This window comes from Burkholderia pyrrocinia, assembly GCF_018417535.1.
Classification (GTDB): Bacteria; Pseudomonadota; Gammaproteobacteria; order Burkholderiales; family Burkholderiaceae; genus Burkholderia; species Burkholderia pyrrocinia_E.
Window position 1 is genome coordinate 411,048 of record NZ_CP070977.1, and the last position, 23,038, is coordinate 434,085.

General features: G+C 68.1%; 20 protein-coding genes. 12 read left to right on the plus strand and 8 right to left on the minus strand.

What is annotated here, in order from left to right; all coding sequences use genetic code 11:
• Positions 1-117: 117 nt before the first annotated feature.
• The 5 genes from JYG32_RS01930 to JYG32_RS01950 form a co-directional block, all read right to left on the minus strand.
• A complete protein-coding gene (locus tag JYG32_RS01930) occupies positions 118-843 on the minus strand; it encodes a glycine zipper 2TM domain-containing protein (protein ID WP_213264481.1) in 726 nt (241 codons plus the stop codon).
• A gap of 348 nt (positions 844-1,191) precedes the next feature.
• Positions 1,192-2,718, minus strand: coding sequence for a lysine--tRNA ligase (lysS, locus tag JYG32_RS01935; protein ID WP_174383418.1), 1,527 nt, complete (start codon positions 2,716-2,718; stop codon positions 1,192-1,194).
• 72 nt (positions 2,719-2,790) lie between these two features.
• Positions 2,791-3,895 (minus strand): peptide chain release factor 2 gene (prfB, locus tag JYG32_RS01940; RefSeq protein WP_174383417.1). Its coding sequence is split into 2 segments (ribosomal slippage): positions 2,791-3,813 and positions 3,815-3,895, totalling 1,104 coding nucleotides; the frame shifts between segments, so codons are not numbered across the junction.
• Between the two features lie 152 nt (positions 3,896-4,047).
• On the minus strand, positions 4,048-5,745 hold the full coding sequence (recJ, locus tag JYG32_RS01945) for a single-stranded-DNA-specific exonuclease RecJ (RefSeq protein WP_213264482.1): 1,698 nt from the start codon (positions 5,743-5,745) through the stop codon (positions 4,048-4,050).
• 14 nt (positions 5,746-5,759) lie between these two features.
• On the minus strand, positions 5,760-6,836 hold the full coding sequence (locus JYG32_RS01950; RefSeq protein ID WP_213264483.1) for a regulator: 1,077 nt from the start codon (positions 6,834-6,836) through the stop codon (positions 5,760-5,762).
• A gap of 150 nt (positions 6,837-6,986) precedes the next feature.
• On the opposite strand from JYG32_RS01950, the gene JYG32_RS01955 reads away from it, so the two are divergent.
• From JYG32_RS01955 to ftsB, 9 genes are all read left to right on the plus strand, one after another.
• Positions 6,987-8,240 carry a lipoprotein-releasing ABC transporter permease subunit gene (locus tag JYG32_RS01955; RefSeq protein WP_174384444.1) on the plus strand — a complete coding sequence of 418 codons (1,254 nt, stop codon included), beginning with the start codon at positions 6,987-6,989 and terminating at the stop codon, positions 8,238-8,240.
• Positions 8,233-8,991, plus strand: coding sequence for a lipoprotein-releasing ABC transporter ATP-binding protein LolD (gene lolD, locus JYG32_RS01960; protein ID WP_371287048.1), 759 nt, complete (start codon positions 8,233-8,235; stop codon positions 8,989-8,991). Before JYG32_RS01955 ends, lolD begins: the two co-directional genes overlap by 8 nt.
• A gap of 64 nt (positions 8,992-9,055) precedes the next feature.
• On the plus strand, positions 9,056-9,844 hold the full coding sequence (locus tag JYG32_RS01965; RefSeq protein WP_213264484.1) for a TatD family hydrolase: 789 nt from the start codon (positions 9,056-9,058) through the stop codon (positions 9,842-9,844).
• 57 nt (positions 9,845-9,901) lie between these two features.
• The gene (locus JYG32_RS01970) at positions 9,902-12,385 is read left to right on the plus strand and encodes a DNA internalization-related competence protein ComEC/Rec2 (RefSeq protein WP_213264485.1); all 2,484 of its coding nucleotides are present in this window, start codon (positions 9,902-9,904) and stop codon (positions 12,383-12,385) included.
• Positions 12,386-12,473: 88 nt separating this feature from the next.
• A complete protein-coding gene (locus JYG32_RS01975; protein ID WP_213264486.1) occupies positions 12,474-13,319 on the plus strand; it encodes an alpha/beta fold hydrolase in 846 nt (281 codons plus the stop codon).
• A 182-nt stretch (positions 13,320-13,501) separates the two neighbouring features.
• The gene (locus JYG32_RS01980) at positions 13,502-15,160 is read left to right on the plus strand and encodes a CTP synthase (RefSeq protein ID WP_174383859.1); all 1,659 of its coding nucleotides are present in this window, start codon (positions 13,502-13,504) and stop codon (positions 15,158-15,160) included.
• Positions 15,157-16,011 carry a 3-deoxy-8-phosphooctulonate synthase gene (kdsA, locus tag JYG32_RS01985; RefSeq protein ID WP_174383860.1) on the plus strand — a complete coding sequence of 285 codons (855 nt, stop codon included), beginning with the start codon at positions 15,157-15,159 and terminating at the stop codon, positions 16,009-16,011. The genes JYG32_RS01980 and kdsA overlap by 4 nt, the downstream gene beginning before the upstream one ends.
• A gap of 106 nt (positions 16,012-16,117) precedes the next feature.
• Positions 16,118-17,401: a phosphopyruvate hydratase gene (eno, locus tag JYG32_RS01990; protein ID WP_011352544.1), complete on the plus strand. Its 1,284-nt coding sequence runs from the start codon at positions 16,118-16,120 to the stop codon at positions 17,399-17,401.
• 81 nt (positions 17,402-17,482) lie between these two features.
• Entirely contained in the window at positions 17,483-17,908 is a 426-nt protein-coding gene (ftsB, locus tag JYG32_RS01995; protein ID WP_174383861.1) for a cell division protein FtsB, read from the plus strand.
• Between the two features lie 86 nt (positions 17,909-17,994).
• Here the strand turns inward: ftsB and JYG32_RS02000 are convergent, their stop codons facing one another.
• The 3 genes from JYG32_RS02000 to JYG32_RS02010 form a co-directional block, all read right to left on the minus strand.
• Positions 17,995-18,345, minus strand: a complete 351-nt coding sequence (locus JYG32_RS02000) for a hypothetical protein (RefSeq protein ID WP_174383862.1) — start codon at positions 18,343-18,345, stop codon at positions 17,995-17,997.
• 135 nt (positions 18,346-18,480) lie between these two features.
• Positions 18,481-19,431, minus strand: coding sequence for an Hsp33 family molecular chaperone HslO (gene hslO / locus JYG32_RS02005; protein WP_213264487.1), 951 nt, complete (start codon positions 19,429-19,431; stop codon positions 18,481-18,483).
• A gap of 25 nt (positions 19,432-19,456) precedes the next feature.
• Complete coding sequence (locus JYG32_RS02010) at positions 19,457-19,981, minus strand: gamma carbonic anhydrase family protein (RefSeq protein ID WP_034183575.1); 525 nt, start codon at positions 19,979-19,981, stop codon at positions 19,457-19,459.
• A 143-nt stretch (positions 19,982-20,124) separates the two neighbouring features.
• Here JYG32_RS02010 and JYG32_RS02015 point away from each other — a divergent pair, with 143 nt between their 5' ends.
• The 3 genes from JYG32_RS02015 to JYG32_RS02025 all read left to right on the plus strand — a co-directional run bounded on the left by JYG32_RS02015 (position 20,125) and on the right by JYG32_RS02025 (position 22,972).
• Positions 20,125-20,982: a ferritin-like domain-containing protein gene (locus tag JYG32_RS02015; RefSeq protein WP_213264488.1), complete on the plus strand. Its 858-nt coding sequence runs from the start codon at positions 20,125-20,127 to the stop codon at positions 20,980-20,982.
• A 186-nt stretch (positions 20,983-21,168) separates the two neighbouring features.
• Complete coding sequence (locus JYG32_RS02020; protein ID WP_213264489.1) at positions 21,169-22,059, plus strand: alpha/beta fold hydrolase; 891 nt, start codon at positions 21,169-21,171, stop codon at positions 22,057-22,059.
• A gap of 82 nt (positions 22,060-22,141) precedes the next feature.
• Positions 22,142-22,972, plus strand: a complete 831-nt coding sequence (locus tag JYG32_RS02025) for a 3',5'-nucleoside bisphosphate phosphatase (RefSeq protein ID WP_213264490.1) — start codon at positions 22,142-22,144, stop codon at positions 22,970-22,972.
• Positions 22,973-23,038 lie beyond the last annotated feature (66 nt).

Sequence of the window (23,038 nt, forward strand, 5' to 3'; positions counted from 1 at the left end):
CGTGCGCCGCAATGGCGCATACGGCCCGAATGAGAAAACGGCTCGTGAGCATATCGCTCACGAGCCGTTTTTGTTGTCAGGTCGCTTACCCGCGCACGACACGCGGGCAGGGGACGCTTACGCGCCGACCAGCGTGCCGTTCTCGACCCGCACGCGCTGGCCCTGGCCGAACGGCGGCGCGTTGTGGTATGTGAACGTGCGCGTCGCGCCGCTTTCCATTTGCACTTGCACCTGATAGTCGGTTTCCGCGCGCACCTGCTTCTCGACCTGGTTGCCGGCGAGACCGCCGCCCAGCGCGCCGATGATCGTCATCGCGGTGCGGCCGTTACCGTGGCCGAACTGGTTGCCGAGCAGGCCGCCGGCCGCTGCACCGCCAACGGCGCCGATCCCCGAGCTCTGGCCCGGCGTGCGCGTCTGCGTGATCGCGACGACCGTGCCGCAGCTCTGGCAGTAGGTCTGGGCAGGTGCCGACGGCTGCTGCGCATATTGCGGCGGCTGCGGTGCCGCCGTGTGACGGCGGTGCGTCGTCGCCGGGCGCGGCGCGGGCTTCGGTTCGGCCTGCGCGATCGCCTTCTGCTGGGCGGCGGCCTGTTCGGCTGCCTGCTGCTGCGCTTGCGCGGCCAGCGCGGCGCTGGCGGCTGCGGCCGTATCGACGGCCGGCTGCGACGCGATCAGCGCGGCCTGGGTCTGGCCGTTCTGTTCGTTGCTGCTGCTGGCCTTCGGGAACACGCCCGTGATCGCTGCCGTCGCCGCGAGGCTGGCGACGATGACGGCGCCGGCTGCAGTGGCGATGAGCGGGTGGAGGCGTTGCTTTTGCGGCGTGGTCTGATTCTGGTTGTCCATTTTTTTCTCCGATGTCGATCCGGATCGGCACGTTGGTGCCGGGCCGGATCCCACGCTTCGGGATCGAGCAGACTCGGCGTTCCGGCGCCTTGTTCTGGTCCCGTGGTCATGCGTGGTGACGCAAACGGAGTGTCGTCCACCGGCGAGGCGCGCGCCGTATCAAGGTGTAACGAATTGCAGCGAGGTGCCGGCGATTTTTCCCGGGAAAACCGGGGGAAAGCCGTCGCGACGAGGGAGTAAAACGGGGGAGGATCGATGGCCGGCGGACGCCGGCTGACGGGATTTACGCGTCGTTACAAAGCCGACGCGTGCGCGCCGCAGGGCGCGGCGCACACGCGGGCGCGGCCGTCAGTCTTCGCGGCGCAGATGGGGGAACAGCAGCACGTCGCGGATCGTCGGGCTGTCGGTCAGCAGCATCACGAGACGGTCGATGCCGATCCCGCAGCCGCCGGTCGGGGGCATCCCGTATTCGAGCGCGCGGATGTAATCGGCGTCGAAGAACATCGCTTCCTCGTCGCCTGCATCCTTCTGCTCGACCTGCTTCTTGAAGCGCGCGGCCTGATCTTCCGGATCGTTCAGCTCCGAGAAGCCGTTCGCGATCTCGCGGCCGGTCATGAACAGCTCGAAACGCTCGGTGATGCCCGGCACCGTATCCGATGCGCGTGCGAGCGGCGACACCTCGACCGGGTAGTCGATGATGAACGTCGGTTCCCAGAGGTGCGCTTCGGCCGTTTCCTCGAACAGCGCGAGCTGCAGCGCGCCGGTGCCTGCGTTCAGGAACGCCGGCTGCGTGACGTCGACGCCGAAGCGCTTCAGTTCGGTGCGCAGGAACGCATCGTCCGACAGTTGGCCGGCGGTGTAATCCGGCGCGTACTTCTGGATCGCCTGCGTGATCGTCAGGCGATGGAACGGCTTCGCGAGGTCGAGCTCGCGGCCTTGATACTGGATCGTCGCGGTGCCGAGCGCATCGATCGCCGCCTGGCGGATCAGTTGCTCGGTGAAGTCCATCAGCCAGCGGTAGTCGGTGTACGCGGCGTAGAACTCCATCATCGTGAATTCCGGGTTGTGACGCGGCGACACGCCTTCATTCCGGAAGTTGCGGTTGATTTCGAACACGCGCTCAAAGCCGCCGACGATCAGGCGCTTCAGGTACAGCTCCGGCGCGATGCGCAGGAACATCTGCATGTCGAGCGCATTGTGATGCGTGACGAACGGCTTCGCGGCCGCGCCGCCCGGGATCGGGTGCAGCATCGGCGTCTCGACTTCCATGAAGTCGGCCGAATCCATGAACTTGCGGATCGACGCGATCGTCTTGGTCCGCGCGCGGAACGTGTCGCGCGTTTCCGGCGTGACGATCAGGTCGACGTAGCGCTGGCGATAGCGCATTTCCTGGTCGGCGAGGCCGTGGAACTTGTCCGGCAGCGGCCGCAGCGCCTTCGACAGCAGGCGCAGTTCCTTGCACTGGACCGACAGCTCGCCCTTGTTGGTGCGGAACAGCACGCCGCGCGCGGCGACGATGTCGCCGAGATCCCACTTCTTGAATGCGTCGTAGGTTTCCGCGCCGACGTCGTTCGGCGTCACGAAGAACTGGATCTGGCCCGACCCGTCCTGCACCGTCGCGAAGCTCGCCTTGCCCATCACGCGCTTGAGCATCATGCGGCCGGCGACCGACACCTCGACCGGGTTCGCTTCGAGCGCGGCCTTGTCCGAGTCGGCGAATTTCACCTGCAGATCGGCTGCGTGATGCGTCGGCCGGAAATCGTTCGGGTAGGCGACGCCTTGCTCGCGCAAGGCGCGCAGCTTCTCGCGGCGCTCGGAGATGATCTGGTTTTCGTCCGCTGCGACGGCGGGCTGCGTTTGGGTCGGTTCGGTCATGTTGGTCGGAATTCGGAGTGGGTGCGGCAACGCAAACGGGAAGGGCGGCGCGGCCTGGCCGCGCCGCGGCGCTTACACGCCCTGTTTGAGGCTCGCGCTGATGAAGTCGTCGAGATCGCCGTCGAGCACCGCGCGCGTGTTGCTCATTTCGACGTTCGTGCGCAGGTCCTTCACGCGGCTCTGGTCGAGCACGTACGAGCGGATCTGGTGGCCCCAGCCCACGTCGGTCTTGCTCGATTCGAGCTTGTCCTGTTCGGCCTGGCGCTTGCGCATCTCGACTTCGTACAGGCGCGACTTCAGCATCGCCATCGCTTCCGCGCGGTTGCGGTGCTGCGAGCGGTCGTTCTGGCACTGCACGACGATACCGGTCGGCATGTGCGTGATCCGCACCGCGGAGTCGGTCTTGTTGATGTGCTGACCACCGGCGCCCGATGCGCGGTACGTGTCGATGCGCAGGTCGGCCGGGTTGATCTCGACTTCGATCGAGTCGTCGATTTCCGGATAGACGAACACCGACGAGAACGACGTGTGGCGGCCTCCCGACGAATCGAACGGCGACTTGCGCACGAGACGGTGGATGCCCGTTTCGGTGCGCAGGAAGCCGTATGCGTATTCGCCCGAGACCTTGACCGTCGCGTTCTTGATGCCGGCGACGTCGCCGTCGGATTCTTCGAGCACCTCGGCCTTGAAGCCCTTGCGTTCGCAGTAGCGCAGGTACTGGCGCAGCAGCATCGACGCCCAGTCGCACGCCTCGGTGCCGCCGGCGCCGGCCTGGATGTCGATGAAGCAGTTGTTCGGGTCGGCCGGGTTCGAGAACATCCGGCGGAACTCGATGTCGCCGACGCGCGCCTCGAGCTTCGCTGCGTCGTCTTCCGACGCGACGAGCGTGTCCTCGTCACCTTCCTCGCGGGCCAGCTCGAACAGGTCGAGCGCGTCGCGCAGGTCGCCATCGAGCGCCGTCAGCGTCGTGACGACGCCTTCGAGCAGCTTCTTCTCGCGACCGAGCGCCTGGGCGTTCTTCGAATCGTTCCAGACGTTCGGGTCTTCGAGTTCCTTGTTGACTTCGATCAGACGCGCAGCTTTGGCGTCGTAGTCAAAGATACCCCCGAAGCTCGCCCGCGCGGTTGCGCAGGTCGAGCAGGGAGCTTTCGATCGCGTTGAGACGTTCCGCTTCCATGATCGTTCGCTATTCTTGCTTCGTAAAAAAGCGGAATTATAGCCGATCGGCAGGGTTGCCCGGTGACGCGAATGGTGCTCGCACGCGCGCCGCGACCCCGTCCGGTGCGGCGTGCATGCATCGGCGTGCACCGCGAGCCGGGCCGCCCGCGCTCAGCCGGCCGCGTGTTCGACGATCAACTGGACGCGCGTGACGCCGTTCCACGTGTCGGCGACGAGGCGGTACGCGATCAGCGCGCTCGCCGGCAGCGGCTCGGTATGGTTGAACCAGATCGCGTTGAAGCGCTGGCGGCCGCGCGCCAGCTGCAGCTTCAGGTGCTTTTCCTTCACGAGCGACTGCGATACGACGTCGAATTCGCCCGAGAAAAGCGGGGCCGGAAACCCTTGCCCCCAGACGGCCTCGTCGAGCAGCCCGACGAACTGCGGCGTGAAGTACGCGTCCTCGAGTTCGCCGTCGGTCTCGATCACGCGGGCGAGCGCGTCGTCGGACAGCCATTCGCGCGCGACGGCCTCGAACGCGGCCGCGAAGCGCGGCACGTTCTCGGTGTCGAGCGTGAGGCCGGCCGCCATCGCGTGGCCGCCGAACGCGACGATCAGGTCCGGTTCGCGTTTCGACACGAGGTCGAGCGCGTCGCGCAGGTGGAAGCCGGCGATCGACCGGCCCGACCCCTTGACCCGCTTGCCTTCGTCGTCGGCGTGCGCGAACGTGAACGACGGGCGGTGGAATTTTTCCTTGAGCCGCCCGGCGACGATGCCGATCACGCCCTGGTGCCACTCGGGGTTGAACAGCGTGATCGTGCACGCGTCGGCCGGATCGATGTCGGCGAGATCGGCGAGCGCCTGCTGCTGCATGCCGGCCTCGATCTCGCGGCGCTCGCGGTTCATCACGTCGAGCTGCTGCGCGAGATCCCACGCGCGGCCGATGTCATCGGTGATCAGGCACTCGATGCCGAGCGACATGTCGGACAGCCGCCCGGCGGCGTTGAGCCGCGGGCCGAGGCCGAAGCCGAGGTCGAAACCCGACGCCGCGCGCGCTTCGCGGGCAGCGGCGCGGAACAGCGCGGCGATGCCCGGCTGCATGCGGCCGTTGCGGATGCGCTGCAGCCCCTGTGCGACGAGCACGCGGTTGTTGCCGTCGAGCCGCACGACGTCGGCGACGGTGCCGAGCGCGACGAGGTCGAGCAGGCCGTCGAGGCGCGGCTCGGCTTCCTTGCTCGCGAATGCGCCGCGGCGGCGCAGTTCGGCGCGCAGCGCGAGCAGCACGTAGAACATCACGCCGACGCCGGCGAGGTGCTTGCTCGGGAACGCGCAGCCGGGCTGGTTCGGGTTGACGATCGCACGGGCGGCGGGCAGCGCGTCGCCGGGCAGATGGTGGTCGGTCACGAGCACGTCGATGCCGCGCGCGTTTGCGGCTTCGACGCCCGCGACGCTCGCGATCCCGTTGTCGACGGTGATCAGCAGGTCGGGCTTGCGCGCGGCCGCGAGCTCGACGATCTCGGGCGTGAGGCCGTAGCCGTATTCGAAGCGGTTCGGCACCAGGTAGTCGATCTGCGCGCCGAACATCCGCAGGCCGCGCACTGCGACCGCGCATGCGGTCGCGCCGTCGCAGTCGTAGTCGGCGACGACGAGCAGGCGTCGCTTGTCGGCGATCGCGTCGGCAAGCAGCGACGCCGCGTCGGCGCAGCCTTTCAGCTCGGTGGGCGGGACGAGGCGCGCAAGCGCGGTCTCGATGTCGGTCGGCGACTGCACGCCGCGCGACGCGTACAGGCGCGCGATGACGGGGTGCAGGCCGTGGCGCGCGAGCACTTCGGCGTCGGCGGGCGCGACGGGGCGGGTAACGATCCGGGTCATTCGGGGTCTGCTGGTTATTCGAACAGGGAGGCGAGCGCACGGCGGCGCCAGAACTTGCGCAGGTCGCCGCGCGTCGCGTGCAGCGTCACGGAGCTCGTATCGCCGCACAGCGTGAAGTCGACGCGCGCGAGCGCGCCGTTCTGCAGCGCGGCGAGGGCCGGCGCGAACCAGTCGCGCTCGAGTGCGGCGAGCCCGTCGTGCCAGCGTGCCCAGTCCTGTTCGATGAATGGGGTGGTCAGCACCGGCAGTTCGACGAGCGTCGCGCCGTCGGTAGCGGACAGCGCGCCGAACGTGGCGGGCGGGGTGCCGGCTTCGGCTTGCGCGGCGCGCGCGAGGCCGAGCGCGGCGGGCGACGCGGACAGCACGCGCGCGAACGGCTTGCCGACCGGCTTCAGCGTGCCCTGCGCATGGAACCAGATCGAATTGACGGTCGGCAGGCCACGCGCCTCGCGGGCTTCGTTGACCGGATGCTCGAACCACGCCATCTGCACTTCGTTCTGCAGTTTCATCCACATCCGCGAGCGTTCGCCCGTGTGCGCCTCGTGCGGCAGCCAGATCTCGATGTTGCGGCCGCTTGCGCGCAGCGGCGCGGCGCCGGCGAGCCGCGCGAGCTGTTCGCTCGACAGGTACCAGCGCGCCGGGTTCGGCGCTTCGAGCCGTACGCCGAGTTCCTCGATCAGCGGCCGCGCGACCGCGAGCAGCGCTGCGGCGTCGCCGTCGTCGAGCGCGAGGGCCGCCGGGTCGACGAGCACCAGGTGATCGTGCGCGATTTCGACGTGCACGGGTTCGACGCATGCCCAGGCTTGCGCGCCGGGTTCGCCGCCGTCCGCCAGCAACATGTAGGGCGCGAGCGGCGCCTCGTCCGCGGCGTTGCCCCGGGTCGCGCCGAACTGGCGGGCCAGCCAGCGCTCGTGCGGCAGCGTGCGCTGGAAGTCTTCGCCGGCCACGCGCTCGACGAGGCTCGCGCGGGCGAGCAACTTTTCGAGCGCGGGGCTGTCCAGCGTGTGCAGGGACGAGGCCGCATCGGCCGCCGACGGCAGCGCGAACGGAACGAGAAAATGGAGGCGTCGGTCGTGCATGATGGTGCGCATTGTATGGCAAACTGCGCGCGTGATCGGGCCGGCAGACGGCCCGTTCGCGTCCGGCGGCCGTTTTTCGACCGTGCCCGGGCCGGTGGCCGCCGCCGGGCGGCGGTCCGGCCGCGGGGCGCCTCCCCGCCGTAACCAGCAGAAAGGATTCGCTTGAAACTTCCGTACGAATGGCAGATCGGCTGGCGCTATACGCGCGCCGGCAAACGCACGACCGGCAACGGCTTCATTTCCTTCATCGCCCTCGTGTCGATGCTCGGGATCGCGCTTGGCGTCGCGGCGCTGATCGTCGTGCTGTCGGTGATGAACGGCTTCCAGAAGGAAGTGCGCGACCGCATGCTGTCGGTGCTCGCGCACGTCGAGGTGTTCTCGCCGACGGGCTCGATGCCCGACTGGCAACTGACCGCGCAGGAAGCGCGCCGCAATCCGTCGGTGATCGGCGCGGCGCCGTACGTCGACGCGCAGGCGCTGCTCACGCGCCAGGACGCGGTGAGCGGCGTGATGCTGCGCGGCGTCGAGCCGACGCTCGAGCCGCAGGTGTCGGACATCGGCAAGGACATGAAGGCCGGGCAGCTCGGCGCGCTCGTGCCGGGCCAGTTCGGCATCGTGCTCGGTGACGCGCTCGCCGGCAACCTCGGCGTGACGGTCGGCGACAAGGTCACGCTCGTCGCGCCCGAAGGCTCGATCACGCCGGCCGGCATGATGCCGCGCCTGAAGCAGTTCACGGTCGTAGGCGTGTTCGAGTCGGGCCACTACGAATACGACAGCACGCTCGCGATGATCAACATCCGCGACGCCGAGGCGCTGTTCCGGATGGCCGCGCCGACCGGCGTGCGGCTGCGGCTGCAGGACATGCAGAAGGCGCCGCAGGTCGCGGTCGAGCTGTCGCATACGCTGTCGGGCAGCCTGTACATCCGCGACTGGACCCAGCAGAACAAGACGTGGTTCTCGGCCGTGCAGATCGAGAAGCGGATGATGTTCATCATCCTGACGCTGATCATCGCGGTGGCCGCGTTCAACCTTGTGTCGTCGCTCGTGATGACGGTGACCAACAAGCAGGCCGACATCGCGATCCTGCGCACGCTCGGCGCGCAGCCGGGGTCGATCATGAAGATCTTCGTCGTGCAGGGCGTGACGATCGGTTTCGTCGGCACGGCGTCGGGCGTCGCGCTCGGCTGCCTGATCGCCTGGAGCATTCCGTGGCTGATCCCGATGATCGAGCACCTGTTCGGCGTGCAGTTCCTGCCGCCGTCCGTGTACTTCATCAGCGAGCTGCCGTCCGAGCTCGTCGCGGGCGACGTGATCCGGATCGGGCTGATCGCGTTTGCGCTGTCGGCCGTCGCGACGCTCTATCCGAGCTGGCGCGGTGCGAAGGTGAAGCCGGCGGAGGCGCTCCGCTATGAATGACCGCGCGACCGCATTTGCGGATTCAGAACAACACAACAGACAGGATTCGGCAGGTATGCAGGAATACGTGCTTCAGGCGCGCGGGATCACGAAGGCGTTCGTGCAGGGCGGCTTCAACGTGCAGGTGCTCAACAATACCGAGCTGACGGTGCGGCGCGGCGAGAAGCTCGCGGTCGTCGGCGCGTCGGGTTCCGGCAAGAGCACGCTGCTGCACGTGCTGGGCGGGCTCGACGAGCCGAGCGCCGGCGAGGTGTCGCTGCTCGGCAAGCCGTTTACGCAACTCGCCGAACGCGAGCGCAACGAATTGCGCAACCGCGCGCTCGGCTTCGTCTACCAGTTTCATCACCTGCTGCCCGAGTTCACCGCGCTCGACAACGTCGCGATGCCGCTGCGCATCCGCCGGATGACGACCGAGGACGCGCGCGCGCAGGCCCAGGCGATGCTCGAACGCGTCGGTCTCGGCCCGCGCGCGAAGCACCGGCCGGGCGAGCTGTCGGGCGGCGAGCGGCAGCGTGTCGCGATCGCGCGCGCACTGGTCACGAAGCCTGCGTGCGTGCTCGCCGACGAGCCGACCGGCAACCTCGACGGCACGACGGCCGATACGGTGTTCAACCTGATGCTCGAACTGTCCGAGACGCTCGAAACAAGCTTCGTGATCGTCACGCACGATCCCGATCTCGCCGCGCGCTGCGACCGCATCATGCGGCTGCGCGACGGCGTGCTGCACGAGGAGCCGGCGCTGCCGGTGTGAACGCACGCCCTTCGCGAGGTGCCGGGTTCGTCCCGGCACGGCGCAAGGGTGCAGGAATGCCGCCATGTGGATCGATACGCACTGTCATCTCGATGCCGCCGAATTCGACGCCGACCGCGATGCGGTTGCACGGGCGGCGCGCGCGGCCGGCGTGTCGCGCATCGTGATCCCGAGCATCGGGCGCGACAACTTCACGACGGTGCGCGAACTCGCGCAGCGCACGCCGGGCGCGGTCTATGCGCTCGGCATCCATCCGATGTATACGCCGCACGCGCGCGACGAGGATCTCGACCGGCTGCGCATGGAGATCGAGGCGAGCCTCGACGATCCGCGCTTCGTCGCGATCGGCGAGATCGGCCTCGACTATTTCGTGCCGGGGCTCGACGAAGACCGGCAGCAGTTCTTCTACCAGGGGCAGCTCAAGCTGGCGCGCGAATTCGACCTGCCCGTGCTGTGCCACGTGCGCAAGTCGCAGGACCGCGTGCTCGCGGGGCTGCGCCGTTTCAACGTGCGGCGCGGCATCGCGCATGCATTCAACGGCAGTTTCCAGCAGGCCGAAGCGTATCTCGCGCAGGGGCTGCATCTCGGCTTCGGCGGCAACGTGACGTTCACGCGCGCGTTGCAGATCCGCCGGCTCGCCACGGAATTGCCGCTCGACGCGATCGTCGTCGAGACGGACGCGCCCGACATCGCGCCCGAATGGGCGTACAGATCCCGCAACACGCCCGACCAGGTGCCGCGCATCGGCGACGTGCTCGCCGAACTGCGCGGTCTCGACGCCGGCGTGCTGTCCCTATGCACTTCGGCTAACGCGCTCGCCGCGCTGCCGCGACTCGCACTTTCGTCCGCATAATCGTTACCGGAAGGCGCCGTGTTTGCCACGGCGGCGCCAGGTCGACGAGGAGGCGGGATGCGCGTGTGGTGGATCGCGTTCGCGCTCGGCGTCGTCGTGCTGCAGCGGCAGGCGGCGTTGCCGGGCGCGATCGCATGGACGATCGGTGCGGTCGTGTTCTCGGGCTGTGCGGCGCTGGGTGTGTGGTGCATGCGCCGCCGGCGCCCGCGCACGATCGTCGCGCTCGGATGGATGCTGTGCGCGCTCGCGGCCTGCGCGGCGGGGTTCGGCTATGCGGCGGCGCGGGCCGAATGGCGGCTGCGCGACAGCTTGCCCGTCGAGTGGGAGGGGCGCGATATCGTCGTCACCGGCGTGATCCGGGGGCTGCCTGTCGTCGACGAGACGGGCGCGCGGCTGCTGCTCGCGGTCGAGTCGAACGATGCGGGGCTGGCCCGTTTTCCGCCATTGATCCGGCTGTCGTGGCGCGCGTATGGCGCGCCCGCGACCCGCGACCCGCTTCCCGACCTGCGTGCCGCGCAGCGCTGGCGCTTTGTCGCGCGCCTGAAGCGCCCGCACGCCGAGGCCAATGCCGGCGTGCGCGACAGCGAGGCGGCGTGGCTTGCCGCAGGCATTCGCGCGATCGGCTACGTCAGCGCGCCGCGGCGGTCGGTATTGCTCGATGCGCACGTATCGGGTTGGCGTGCATCGATCGATCGGCTGCGCGATGCGCTGCGGGCGCGCATCGGCGAGACGCTCGGGGTCGGCGCCGGCCATCGCGGCATCGTCGCGGCGCTCGCGATCGGCGACCAGTCCGGCATCGGCGACGACAATTGGCACGTGCTGCGCAACACGGGTACGAGCCACCTGGTCGCGATCTCCGGCCTGCACGTCGGGCTGGTTGGCGCGATTGCGGGCGGGCTCGTATCGATGGTCTGGCGCCGGCTGCGCTGGCGCGCGCGGGCCGCGACGCTCGTGTTGCCGGCACCGTACGCGGCATCGCTTGCCGCGCTGGCGGCCGCGGCCGGCTATGCGGCGCTGGCAGGCTTCAACGTGCCGGCGCAGCGCGCGTGGTGGATGATCGCGGCCGGCGGCATCGCGTATCTGGCCGGGCGCAGCGTGCCGACGTCGGCGGTGCTGTGCGCGGCGCTCGGCGGCGTGCTGCTCGCCGATCCGTGGGCGGTGCTGTCGGCCGGGTTCTGGCTGTCGTTCGGGGCGGTCGCCGTCATCCTGCTGACCGTCGCGGGCTGGCGCGCGGCGCGTGAGGTCGACGCGGCGGGCGTAGAGCGGGACGATACGCCCGAGCCGTCGAGCCGGTTGCACGCGTGGGGCACGCGCGCCGCGCGCCGTATCGCCGAGGCCACGCGCGTGCAGTACGCGGTGACGATCGGTCTCGCGCCGCTGACGGCAGCGTGGTTCGCGCAGATTTCCCTGTCGGGCCCGTTCGGCAATGCGTTCGCGATTCCCTGGGTGAGCACGGTCGTGACGCCGATCGTGCTGGCCGGCATCGCGCTGCCCGCACCGCTCGATGGGGTTGCGTTCCGGCTCGCGCACGCGGCGCTCGAACCGATGATGGCGCTGCTCGGGCACCTCGCCGACTGGCCGGCAGGCGTGTTCTGGCTGCGCATGCCCGACTGGCCGGTGCTGGCGCTTGCGTGCGTGGGCGTCGCATGGGCGCTGATGCCGCGCGGCTGGCCGTTGCGCTGGGCGGCGCCGCTCACGTGGCTGCCGCTCGTCGCGCCGGCAGCCGATACACCGCCGCCGGGCGGCTTCCGGCTGACCGTGCTCGACGTCGGGCAGGGCGCGTCGGTGCTGGTGGAGACCGCGCGCCGAACCTTGCTGTTCGATGCGGGGCCGGGAGCGGAGTCGACGCATGCCGGTGCGCGGATCGTCGCGCCGGCGTTGCGCTCGCGCGGCATCGCGGTGATCGATTCGCTGGTGCTCAGTCACGCGGACGCCGATCACGCGGGCGGCGCACCGGCCGTCTATGCGGCAGCCGACGTGCGCCAGCTGCTGGCCGGCATTCCGCCGAAGAGCCCGCTGTGGCACGACGCGACGGCCGCCGGCGTCGCCGATCGGCTGCCGTGCGCGGCCGGGCAGCGCTGGACCTGGGACGGCGTCGTTTTCACGATGCTCTGGCCATCGGGCGGCCCGGGCGCGGGCGCATCGAACGGGCAGTCGTGCGTGCTGCGCATCGACGCGGGCGGCACGTCCGCGCTGCTGACGGGCGACATCGAAGCACGCGCCGAACGCCAGCTCGTGGACACCGCGCGCGACGCGCTGGCCGCACAGATCCTGGTCGTTCCGCACCACGGCAGTCGCACGTCGTCGGTCGAGCCTTTCCTCGATTCGGTCGGGCCGCGCGTCGCGGTATTTCCTGTAGGCTATCGCAATCGTTTCGGACATCCGCACCGGACCGTCCTCGCGCGCTACGAGGCGCGCAGGATTCCGCTGCCGCGCACCGATCGCGACGGCGCCGTGCGGTTCGACGTCGCGCCGGCCGACGGAGGGTTTGCATTCGAGCGGTATCGCGACGTACGGCGACGGTACTGGATGGACCGTTGACCGGGGCGAGGGCCGGTTTATAAAGAATGCATGGGGCCCGCGCAAAGTGCCGGAGCACCGGCCCGATAGAACAAGGAGACATCGGCGTTTGAAGGACATCCTCCATTTCTCGCATGCGAACGGCTTTCCGGCGTCGACATACCGGACGATCTTCGCCGAACTGGCCGACGACTACGAGCTGCGCTACATCGAACGGATCGGCCACGACCGTCGCTACCCGGTGACGCGCGACTGGCCGCATCTCGTCGAGCAGCTGCTCGACGACATCGGCAGCCGCTACGAGCGTCCCGTGTGGCTCGTCGGCCATTCGCTCGGCGGCTACCTGTCGCTGATGGCTGCGCTGAAGAAGCCGCAATGGGTGCGCGGCGTCGTGATGATCGATTCGCCGATCATCGCGGGCTGGCGTGCCGGCGCGTTGCGCGCGAGCCAGTGGGCGGGGCTCGACGAGCGGCTGTCGCCGGCTGCCGCGACGCGCAACCGGCGCACGCACTGGCTGAGCCGAGACGAAGTCTGGCGACACTTCCGCGAGAAGCCCGCGTTCGCGCGCTGGGACGAACGGATGCTGGCCGACTACATCGACTACGGCATTCCGCAGGCCGGTGCCGACGGCGAGCGCGCGCTCGCGTTCGATCGGCAGGTCGAATACCTGATCTACCGGACGCTGCCGCACACGCTCGGCCCGCGGCTCGCGCACGGCGCGCCGGTGCCGCTCGGTTTTCTCGCCGGTACGCGTTCGCGCGAGGTACGGCAGGTCGGTCTCGACGCGACGCGCCGTGCGGCGCACGGCCGCGTCGAGTGGCTCGAGGGCAGCCACCTGTTCCCGATGGAGCGGCCGCTCGAGACCGCCCGCGCATTGCAGCGGATGCTGAATTCGCTGAAGGCGGAAGAGGGCGGGGTGTCGCAGGGCGGCGCGCCGCTCGCGAAGCGCGCCTGACGCGCCGTCCGGCGGCCCGGCATGCGCTGCGGCGCGTGCGGTCGCGCCGACCAGTCGACCGGTGCGCCCCCGGGCGCGCACGGCCGGCGCGGGTCCGCCCGAAAGGGCGCGATCATCGCGTCAGTTGCTGAGAAAAGGGCGGGCTTTACGGTATAATCCGTTTTTCCCGCGAGCATCCAGCGATGACCAAATATGTTTTCGTCACCGGCGGCGTAGTTTCTTCCCTTGGCAAGGGTATTGCCGCCGCTTCCCTCGCCGCGATCCTCGAATCGCGCGGTCTGAAAGTCACCCTCCTCAAGCTCGATCCCTACATCAACGTCGACCCCGGCACGATGAGCCCGTTCCAGCACGGCGAAGTGTTCGTGACGGAAGACGGAGCGGAGACCGACCTCGACCTCGGCCACTATGAGCGCTTCATCAGCACGAAGATGCGCAAGGCCAACAACTTCACGACCGGCCAGATCTACGAATCGGTGATCCGCAAGGAACGCCGCGGCGACTATCTCGGCAAGACCGTGCAGGTCATTCCGCACATCACGAACGAGATCCAGGCGTTCATCGAGCGCGGGGCCGCATCGGCCACCTGCGGCGAGCCGGATGTCGCGATCGTCGAGATCGGCGGCACGGTCGGCGACATCGAGTCGCTGCCGTTCCTCGAGGCCGCGCGCCAGATGAGCCTGCGCCTCGGCCGCAACAGCGCGTGCTTCGTGCACCTGACGCTGGTGCCGTACATCGCGACGGCCGGCGAACTGAAGACGAAACCGACCCAGCACAGCGTGCAGAAGCTGCGCGAGATCGGCATCCTGCCGCACGTGCTGCTGTGCCGCGCGGATCGCCGCATCCCCGACGACGAATCGAAGAAGATCTCGATGTTCTCGAACGTGCCGGAAGACGCCGTGATCTCGGTGTGGGACGCCGACAGCATCTACAAGATTCCGCAGATGCTGCACGACCAGGGCCTCGACCGCATCATCTGCGAGGAACTGAAGCTGTCGCCGAAGGATGCCGACCTGCGCATGTGGTCGGAACTCGTCGAGAAGCTCGAGAACCCGAAGCACGAAGTGACGATCGGCATGGTCGGCAAGTATGTCGACCTGACCGAGTCGTACAAGTCGCTGATCGAGGCGCTGCGCCACGCATCGCTGCACACGTCGACCAAGGTCAACATCGAGTACATCGACTCGGAAGAGATCGAGGCGAATGGTGTCGACAGCCTGAAGCACCTCGACGCCGTGCTGGTGCCGGGTGGGTTCGGCCGTCGCGGCACGGAAGGCAAGATCGCGGCGATCCGCCATGCGCGCGAAGCGCAGGTGCCGTATCTCGGCATCTGCCTCGGCATGCAGCTTGCGGTGATCGAGTTCGCGCGCGACGTCGTCGGCATGAAGCAGGCGAACAGCACGGAATTCGATCCCGAGACGCCGGAACGCGTGGTCGCGCTGATCACCGAATGGTACGACCGCGAAGGGAAGGTCGAGACGCGCACCGAGGAATCCGATCTCGGCGGCACGATGCGCCTCGGCTCGCAGCGTTGCCCGGTCAAGCCGGGCACGCTGGCGGAAGAAATCTACGGCAAGGACGTGAACGAACGCCATCGCCACCGTTATGAAGTCAATAACCGCTTCGTGCCCCAGCTCGAAGCCGGCGGCCTTATCATCAGCGCCCGTACCCCGAGCGAGGATCTGCCGGAAATGATGGAGCTGCCGCGCTCGATGCACCCGTGGTTCGTCGGCGTCCAGTTCCACCCGGAATTCACGTCCACGCCGCGTGACGGTCATCCCCTCTTCAAGTCGTTCGTCGAAGCCGCGCTCGCCAACAAGCAAGCGCGCGGAGTGAAAGCATGAAGCTGTGCGATTTCGAGGTCGGTCTCGACAAGCCTTTCTTCCTGATCGCGGGTACCTGCGTCGTCGAATCGGAGCAAATGACGATCGACACGGCGGGCCGCCTGAAGGAGATCTGCGAGAAGCTGAACGTGCCGTTCATCTACAAGTCGTCGTACGACAAGGCGAACCGCAGCTCGGGCAAGTCGTTTCGCGGCCTCGGAATGGACGAGGGCCTGCGGATCCTGTCCGAGGTGAAGCGCCAGCTCGGCCTGCCGGTGCTGACCGACGTGCATTCGATCGAAGAGATCGAGCAGGTCGCGTCGGTCGTCGACGTGCTGCAGACGCCTGCGTTCCTGTGCCGCCAGACCGATTTCATCCATGCGTGCGCGCGCTCGGGCAAGCCCGTCAACATCAAGAAGGGCCAGTTCCTCGCGCCGCACGACATGAAGAACGTGATCGACAAGGCGCGCGACGCGGCACGTGAAGCGGGGCTGTCGGAAGACCGCTTCATGGCGTGCGAGCGCGGCGTCTCGTTCGGCTACAACAATCTCGTGTCGGACATGCGTTCGCTCGCGATCATGCGCGAAACGAACGCGCCGGTCGTGTTCGATGCGACCCACTCGGTGCAGCTGCCGGGCGGGCAGGGCACGAGCTCGGGCGGCCAGCGCGAATTCGTGCCGGTGCTCGCGCGTGCGGCGGTCGCGACGGGTGTCGCCGGCCTCTTCATGGAAACGCACCCGAATCCGGCCGAGGCGAAGTCGGACGGCCCGAACGCGGTGCCGCTGAACCGGATGGGCGCGCTGCTGGAGACGCTCGTCACGCTCGACCAGGCGGTGAAGCGCAATCCGTTCCTGGAAAACGATTTCAATTAAAGATCGAATGAACCTTGCGACGGCTTCGCGCGTCAGTAGCGAAAGCGGTTCCGGCACGTACGCCGTCGCAGTTTGAAGAATCCATCGTCATTCTCAGAGGAAACCCATGAGTGCAATCGTAGATATCATCGGCCGCGAGATTCTGGATTCGCGCGGCAATCCCACCGTCGAATGCGACGTGCTGCTCGAATCAGGCACGATGGGCCGCGCGGCGGTGCCGTCGGGCGCGTCCACGGGCTCGCGTGAAGCGATCGAACTGCGCGACGGCGAAGCCGGCCGCTACAACGGCAAGGGCGTGCTGAAGGCAGTCGAGCACATCAACACCGAAATCTCCGAAGCGATCATGGGCCTCGACGCGTCGGAACAGGCGTTCCTCGACAAGACGCTGCTCGAGCTGGACGGCACCGACAACAAGTCGCGCCTCGGCGCGAACGCGATGCTGGCCGTGTCGATGGCCGTCGCGAAGGCTGCCGCCGAAGAGGCAGGCCTGCCGCTGTACCGCTACTTCGGCGGTTCGGGCGCGATGCAACTGCCGGTGCCGATGATGAACATCGTCAACGGCGGCGCGCACGCGAACAACAGCCTCGACATCCAGGAATTCATGATCGTCCCGGTCAGTCAGCCGACGTTCCGTGAAGCCCTGCGTTGCGGCGCGGAAGTGTTCCACGCACTGAAGAAGATCCTGAGCGATCGCGGCATGAGCACGGCGGTCGGCGACGAAGGCGGCTTCGCGCCGAACTTCGGCAGCAACGACGAGTGCCTGTCGACGATCCTGCAGGCGATCGAGAAGGCCGGCTACCGTGCGGGCGAAGACGTGCTGCTCGCGCTCGACTGCGCGGCATCCGAGTTCTACCACGACGGCAAGTACCAGCTCGCGGGCGAAGGCCTGCAACTGTCGTCGGCCGAATTCACCGACTACCTCGCGACGCTCGCCGACAAGTTCCCGATCGTGTCGATCGAGGACGGCATGCACGAAAGCGACTGGGAAGGCTGGAAGCTGCTGACCGACCGCCTCGGCAAGAAGGTGCAGCTCGTCGGCGACGACCTGTTCGTCACGAACACGCGCATCCTGAAGGAAGGCATCGAGAAGGGCATCGCGAACTCGATCCTCATCAAGATCAACCAGATCGGTACGCTGACCGAAACGTTCGCGGCGATCGAAATGGCGAAGCGCGCGGGCTACACGGCCGTGATCTCGCACCGCTCGGGCGAAACGGAAGATTCGACGATCGCGGACATCGCGGTCGGCCTGAACGCCGGTCAGATCAAGACGGGTTCGCTGTCGCGCAGCGACCGCATCTCGAAGTACAACCAGCTGCTGCGTATCGAGGAAGATCTCGGCGACATCGCGAGCTACCCGGGTAAATCGGCTTTCTATAACCTGCGCTAACGCGCTACTATCGGGTTCGTCATCTCGACGCCGCTCTGTGCATGTGCACGGAGCGGCGCTTCTTATATCTGCGTCTCTTACATGCGGCTTGTCACTGTCGTCCTGATTGCCTTGCTGGCGCTCATTCAGTACCCCCTGTGGTGGGGACACGGCGGCTGGCTGCGGGTGCATGAATTGCGTCAGCAGCTCGACGACCAGCTCCAGAAGAATGCGGACGAGAAGCTGCGCAACGAGCGCACCGCAGGCGAAGTGCAGGATCTGCAGAGCGGCACCGCGGCCATCGAGGAGCGCGCGCGCTACGAGATGGGCATGGTGAAGGACGGCGAAGTATTCGTGCAGTTCGTGTCGCCGAATGCACCGGCGGTGCCGCTGAACAACACGCCGTCGAACACGTCGACGCGCGGTGCCGTGTCGGCGGCACCGGTGCGTGTCGTGCCGAATCCGCAGTCGATGGCGAAGCCGTCGCGGCATCATGGCGGCGACAAGGGCAAGGCCGCGCATCACTGAGCGCGGCAGCTCGGACCCATTGAAAAAGCGCGGGAAATGCCGCGCTTTTTTATTTCCTGCCAGTCATCAATCGGCCGGGCGACCGCTTACCACCACCAGCCCGGGTAGCCGTAGCCGATACCCGTTCCCCAGCGATTTCCCCATCCGCCGTAATACCCGCCGTAAACCGTTACGGGCGGCGGCGAGTAATAGGCCCACGCGCGCGCGGCCGCCTCGGCTGCCATCGCGCTGTTCTGTTCGCGCAGCACCTGCTGGTCGATCTCGTCATAGCGTTTGCGTTCGGCGCTCGACAGCGCGGGCGGCTGGCCGCCCGACGCGCCCGGTTCGGGCAGGCGGCTCAGGATCGTGGAGGGCGGCGGCGGCATCGCGCAGCCGGCAAGCGCGAGCGTGCCGGCGGCAACGCTCGTCAGGACGATGATGCGAAACGGGCGATTCATGTGTTTCTCCTGCAGCGCGCCGACGGCGGGAAGCGGCTTGCGCCGAAGGCCGAGCCTCCGGCGCCTGAACCGTGCGTGCGACGCTCGTGCGTCATTATGCGCCCGTGCCCGGACGGCGGGCATCGGGCGTGCCGTTCAGTGACGCTGGTCGGTCGCCGGCGCGATGCCGGTCTCGACGCCGGGTGCCGCGAACAACTGCGCGACGTCGACGGGATCGAATTCGTAGCGCTGGTTGCAGAACTCGCAGTGGATCTCGACGTGGCCGCGCTCGACGATCACGCTGTCGACTTCGTCGTGGCCGAGCATGCGCAGCATCGCACCGACCTTCTCGCGCGAGCACGAGCACTGGAAGCGCGTGCCGGCCGGTTCGAAGTGCTGCACGTTCTCCTGCCAGAACAGCCGGCGGAACACGACTTCCGGTTCGATCTCGAGCAGTTCCTGCGCGGACAGCGTGCCGCCGAGCGTGCAGACGCGCTCCCACGTGTCGATATCGGTTTCGGCGTTGCGCGGCACGATGCCGCCGTCGCCCGGCAGCTTCTGCAGCAGCATGCCGACCGCGCGGTCGCGATCGGCCGCGAGCCACAGCCGCGTGTCGAGTTGCTCCGAGTGATGCATGTAGTGCTCGAGCACCTGCGACACCGATTCGAGCGGGCCGTCGACGCCGTTCAGTGGCACGATACCCTGGTACGGCTGCTGGCCCGGCAGCTTGTCGGCCGGGTCGAGCGTGATCACGCAGCGGCCGTGGCCGCTCGCGTTGACGAGCGACGCGAAACTCGTGTCGTCGCCGATCGTCGCTGCCGCGTCGCCGGAGAACTTCGCGGTGGCCCGCATCGACAGATCCGAACCGCACTGGACGACCAGCATCTGGACCGGCCCGTCGCCGAAGATCTGCATGATGAGGGTGCCGTGAAATTTCAGGTTCGCGGACAGCAGCGCGCACGCGGCCATCATCTCGCCGAGCACCGTGCGCACGGGGGCAGGGTAGTCGCGGCGGGCGAGCACTTCCTGCCACGTATTGCGCAGCGAGACGATCTCGCCGCGCACGGGCGCCGCATTGAACATGAATTTCTGTAACTGGTCGCTCACTCTTCTTCCTTGAAATCCGCGCGAATCACCCGATCCGCACGAGTTGCTCCTTGAAATGCGCACGCCGCTCGACATACGTCTTCGCGTTCGCGCGCAGCCGCGCGATGTCTTCTGCCGACAACTCGCGCACGACTTTCGCCGGTGCGCCGAGAATCAGCGAGTTGTCCGGGAACGTCTTGCCTTCCGTCACGACCGCGCCGGCACCAACCAGACAGTTGCGGCCGATGACCGCTCCATTCAAGACCACCGCCTGAATACCGATCAGCGAGCCTTCGCCGATCGTGCAGCCGTGCAGCATCGCCTGGTGCCCGATCGTCACGTTTTCGGCAATCGTCAGCGGAAAGCCGGGGTCCGTGTGCAGTACCGCGCCCTCCTGGACGTTGCTGCCGGCGCCCACCGCAATCGTCTCGTTGTCGCCGCGAATCGTCGCGCCGAACCAGACGCTCGCGTTTTCCTCGAGCACGACCTTGCCGATGATGGCCGCCGTATCGGCGACGAATACGCTTTCGTGGATCGTCGGGGCCGTATCGCCCAGCTTGTAGATCGTCACGGAGTCTCCTTGTCTCTTCGGTGATGGGCGCCGGTAGAATGGCGCGTCTGGTTTGCCCGGCGCATTGCGCCGCGGAACAATCGCATATTGTAAACCGTCGCGTGCATGTGCTCCCGCGATGCGCACGCAGGGTGTCCCCGTTTATGAGCATGGAGTCTTCTTCTTTCCGTCATGCGCCGGCCTGTGTGCGTCGCGTTGCGCTCGACGCGCTGCGTGCATCCGAACCTGCGGCCAAGGCCGCGCAGGTGCGTTCGCTGTACGACGCGCTGCTGGCCGGACAGGCCGCGATCGCGCCGTCGCTCGAATTAAATGAACCGGCCGATCTGCCCGGGCGCCCGGCACGCCCGACGCTCGTCGAGCCGCGCCAGCTCGAGCGACGCAGCATGCGTTCGCCCGAAGGGCGCGCGGTGCTGCTGCACGCGCTCGCCCATATCGAATTCAATGCGATCAATCTGGCGCTCGACGCGGTCTGGCGCTTCGCGGGCCTGCCGGACGCGTTTTATGCGGACTGGCTGAAGGTCGCGGCCGAGGAGGCCTATCACTTCACGCTGCTGTCCGACCGGCTGGCGGCATTCGGGCATGCGTACGGCGATTTTCCCGCACACAACGGGCTGTGGGAGATGTGCGAGCGGACCAAGGGCGATGCGCTTGCGCGCATGGCGCTCGTGCCGCGCACGCTCGAGGCCCGCGGGCTCGATGCATCGCCGCCGATCCGCGCGCGGCTCGTGCAGGCGGGCGACGATGCGTCGGCCGCGATCCTCGACGTGCTTCTGCGCGACGAGGTCGGTCATGTCGCGATCGGCAACCGCTGGTTCCGGCATCTGTGCGACGAAGCCGGCCGCGATCCGGTGCCGGCCTATCGTCAGCTCGCCGAGCAATACCATGCGCCGCGGCTGCGCGGCCCGTTCAACTTCGACGCGCGTCGCGATGCCGGGTTCGAGCAGGCCGAACTCGACGAACTGGCCGCGCAGGACGCAGCGGACGGAAACGCGGGGCGGTAGCCGGATCGTGTTCGGTTGTGTGTCCGCCGCCGCCGGCCCGCCCGCGTGCCCGGCTGACAGCGTTTCCCGGCCGTTTCGGCGGACCCTCGAGCCGCCGCACCGCTAGAGCGGTGCCTCGATTGCCGACCGCCTGAACGGAGGCGCCGCCGCTATAATCGAACGACCATTCTTTTTTGGGCGGCTGCAATGAGTGCCTCGAGTTCTGCTTCCGATTTCGTCACGGTGCGCGGCGTGAAGCTGCATGTGCGGCGCTGGGGCCGGCCCGATGCGCCGACGCTGTTCATGCTGCACGGCTGGATGGACGTCGCGGCGTCGTTCCAGTTCGTCGTCGACGCGCTCGCGGGCGACTGGCAGGTGATCGCGCCCGATGCGCGCGGCTTCGGGCTGTCCGACTGGCCGGTCGCGCGACAGGGCGGCGGCCACTACTGGTTCCACGAATACCTGGGCGACCTCGATGCGCTCGTCGACCACTATGCGCCGACCGGCGAAGTCAACCTGGTCGGGCACAGCATGGGCGCGAACGTCGTGTGCCTGTACGCGGGCGCACGGCCGGAACGTGTGCGGCGCGTGGTCGACCTCGAGGGTTTCGGGCTCGCGCCCGCGCGGGCCGAGCAGGCGCCGCGCCGGCTGCGCGGCTGGCTGGACGAGCTGCGCGAGCCGCCCGCGCTGCGGCCTTACGCGTCCCTCGACGAGGTGGCGGCGCGCCTGACCAAGACCAATCCGCGGCTCGACCCGCACCGCGCCGCATTTCTCGCCGCGCACTGGTCGAAGCGCGGCGACGACGGCCTCTACCACCTGCTCGCGGACCCCGCGCACAAGATGCCGGGCCCGCTGCTGTACCGGCTCGACGAGGTGATGGCCACCTGGACGCAGGTACGCGCGAAGGTGCTGCACGTCGAGGCCGTCAATTCGCCGACGCTCGCGCACCTCGCCGGCGACATCCCGCTGCCGGAATTCAAGGCGCGTTTCAACGCGTTCCCCGACTGGCGCGAGAAGCTCGTCGAGGATGCCGGCCACATGGTGCATCACGACCAGCCCGAGCAGGTCGCGGCGCTGATCGAGGCGTTCTGCGCATAGGCGCGCGACGGCGGCGGCGGGGCAGGCGGGCGGCGCAATTGCCGCGTTGCAGTAGAATGAGGCCTTACCTGCCATGCCTACAATGAACGCTGATCTCCACTGCCATTCGAATGTTTCCGACGGGTTGCTGTCGCCTGCCGACGTCGCACGCCGTGCCCATGCCGGCGGTGTGACCCTGTGGGCGCTGACCGACCACGACGAGATCGGCGGCCAGGCGGTGGCGCGCAGCGAGGCGGAAGCGCTCGGCATGCGCTACCTGGCCGGCGTCGAGATTTCGGTCACGTGGGCGTCGCGCACCGTGCACATCGTCGGCCTGAACATCGATCCCGCGAACCCGGTGCTCGTCGACGGCCTGTACCGCACGCGCCACGGCCGCGCGGCACGCGCGCTGGCGATCGGCGCGCAGCTCGCGACGCTCGGCATCCCCGATGCGTACGAAGGCGCGCTGAAGTACGTATCGAATCCCGACCTGATCTCGCGCACGCACTTCGCGCGCTTTCTCGTCGAGAACGGCCACGCCGAATCGACGTCCGACGTGTTCGACCGCCTGCTCGGCGACGGCAAGCCCGGGTTCGTCCCGCATCGCTGGGCGGCGCTGTCCGATGCGGTCGGGTGGATCCGCGCGGCGGGCGGCGAAGCCGTGGTCGCGCATCCGGGCCGTTATCGCTATACGCCCGTCGAATTCGACGCGTTCTTCGGCGAGTTCATCGATCTGGGCGGTCGCGCGATCGAGGTCGTCACGGGCAGTCACACGCCCGATCAGTACCGCGAATACGCGGACGTTGCCCGCCGCTTCGGCTTCGAAGTGTCGCGCGGCTCGGATTTCCATGCGCCGGGCGAGGGCCGCGTCGAGCTCGGCGGTCTGCCGCCGTTGCCGTCCGACCTGACACCGGTCTGGGAGCGCTGGCTCTGACACCGGGCGGCCGCCCGCCGCCCGCGTTGTGGCCGACGTGCGCATCCGACTCCCCCCTCTTTACGT

Excerpts from the sequence above, each read along its gene's own strand:
- JYG32_RS01930 (WP_213264481.1), bottom strand. The coding sequence starts at position 843 with ATGGACAACCAGAATCAGACCACGCCGCAAAAGCAACGCCTCCACCCG.
- lysS (WP_174383418.1), bottom strand. The coding sequence starts at position 2,718 with ATGACCGAACCGACCCAAACGCAGCCCGCCGTCGCAGCGGACGAAAAC.
- recJ (WP_213264482.1), bottom strand. The coding sequence starts at position 5,745 with ATGACCCGGATCGTTACCCGCCCCGTCGCGCCCGCCGACGCCGAAGTG.
- JYG32_RS01950 (WP_213264483.1), bottom strand. The coding sequence starts at position 6,836 with ATGCGCACCATCATGCACGACCGACGCCTCCATTTTCTCGTTCCGTTC.
- lolD (WP_371287048.1), top strand. The coding sequence starts at position 8,233 with ATGAATGACCGCGCGACCGCATTTGCGGATTCAGAACAACACAACAGA.
- JYG32_RS01965 (WP_213264484.1), top strand. The coding sequence starts at position 9,056 with ATGTGGATCGATACGCACTGTCATCTCGATGCCGCCGAATTCGACGCC.
- JYG32_RS01970 (WP_213264485.1), top strand. The coding sequence starts at position 9,902 with ATGCGCGTGTGGTGGATCGCGTTCGCGCTCGGCGTCGTCGTGCTGCAG.
- JYG32_RS01980 (WP_174383859.1), top strand. The coding sequence starts at position 13,502 with ATGACCAAATATGTTTTCGTCACCGGCGGCGTAGTTTCTTCCCTTGGC.
- kdsA (WP_174383860.1), top strand. The coding sequence starts at position 15,157 with ATGAAGCTGTGCGATTTCGAGGTCGGTCTCGACAAGCCTTTCTTCCTG.
- eno (WP_011352544.1), top strand. The coding sequence starts at position 16,118 with ATGAGTGCAATCGTAGATATCATCGGCCGCGAGATTCTGGATTCGCGC.
- ftsB (WP_174383861.1), top strand. The coding sequence starts at position 17,483 with ATGCGGCTTGTCACTGTCGTCCTGATTGCCTTGCTGGCGCTCATTCAG.
- JYG32_RS02000 (WP_174383862.1), bottom strand. The coding sequence starts at position 18,345 with ATGAATCGCCCGTTTCGCATCATCGTCCTGACGAGCGTTGCCGCCGGC.
- JYG32_RS02015 (WP_213264488.1), top strand. The coding sequence starts at position 20,125 with ATGAGCATGGAGTCTTCTTCTTTCCGTCATGCGCCGGCCTGTGTGCGT.
- JYG32_RS02020 (WP_213264489.1), top strand. The coding sequence starts at position 21,169 with ATGAGTGCCTCGAGTTCTGCTTCCGATTTCGTCACGGTGCGCGGCGTG.
- JYG32_RS02025 (WP_213264490.1), top strand. The coding sequence starts at position 22,142 with ATGAACGCTGATCTCCACTGCCATTCGAATGTTTCCGACGGGTTGCTG.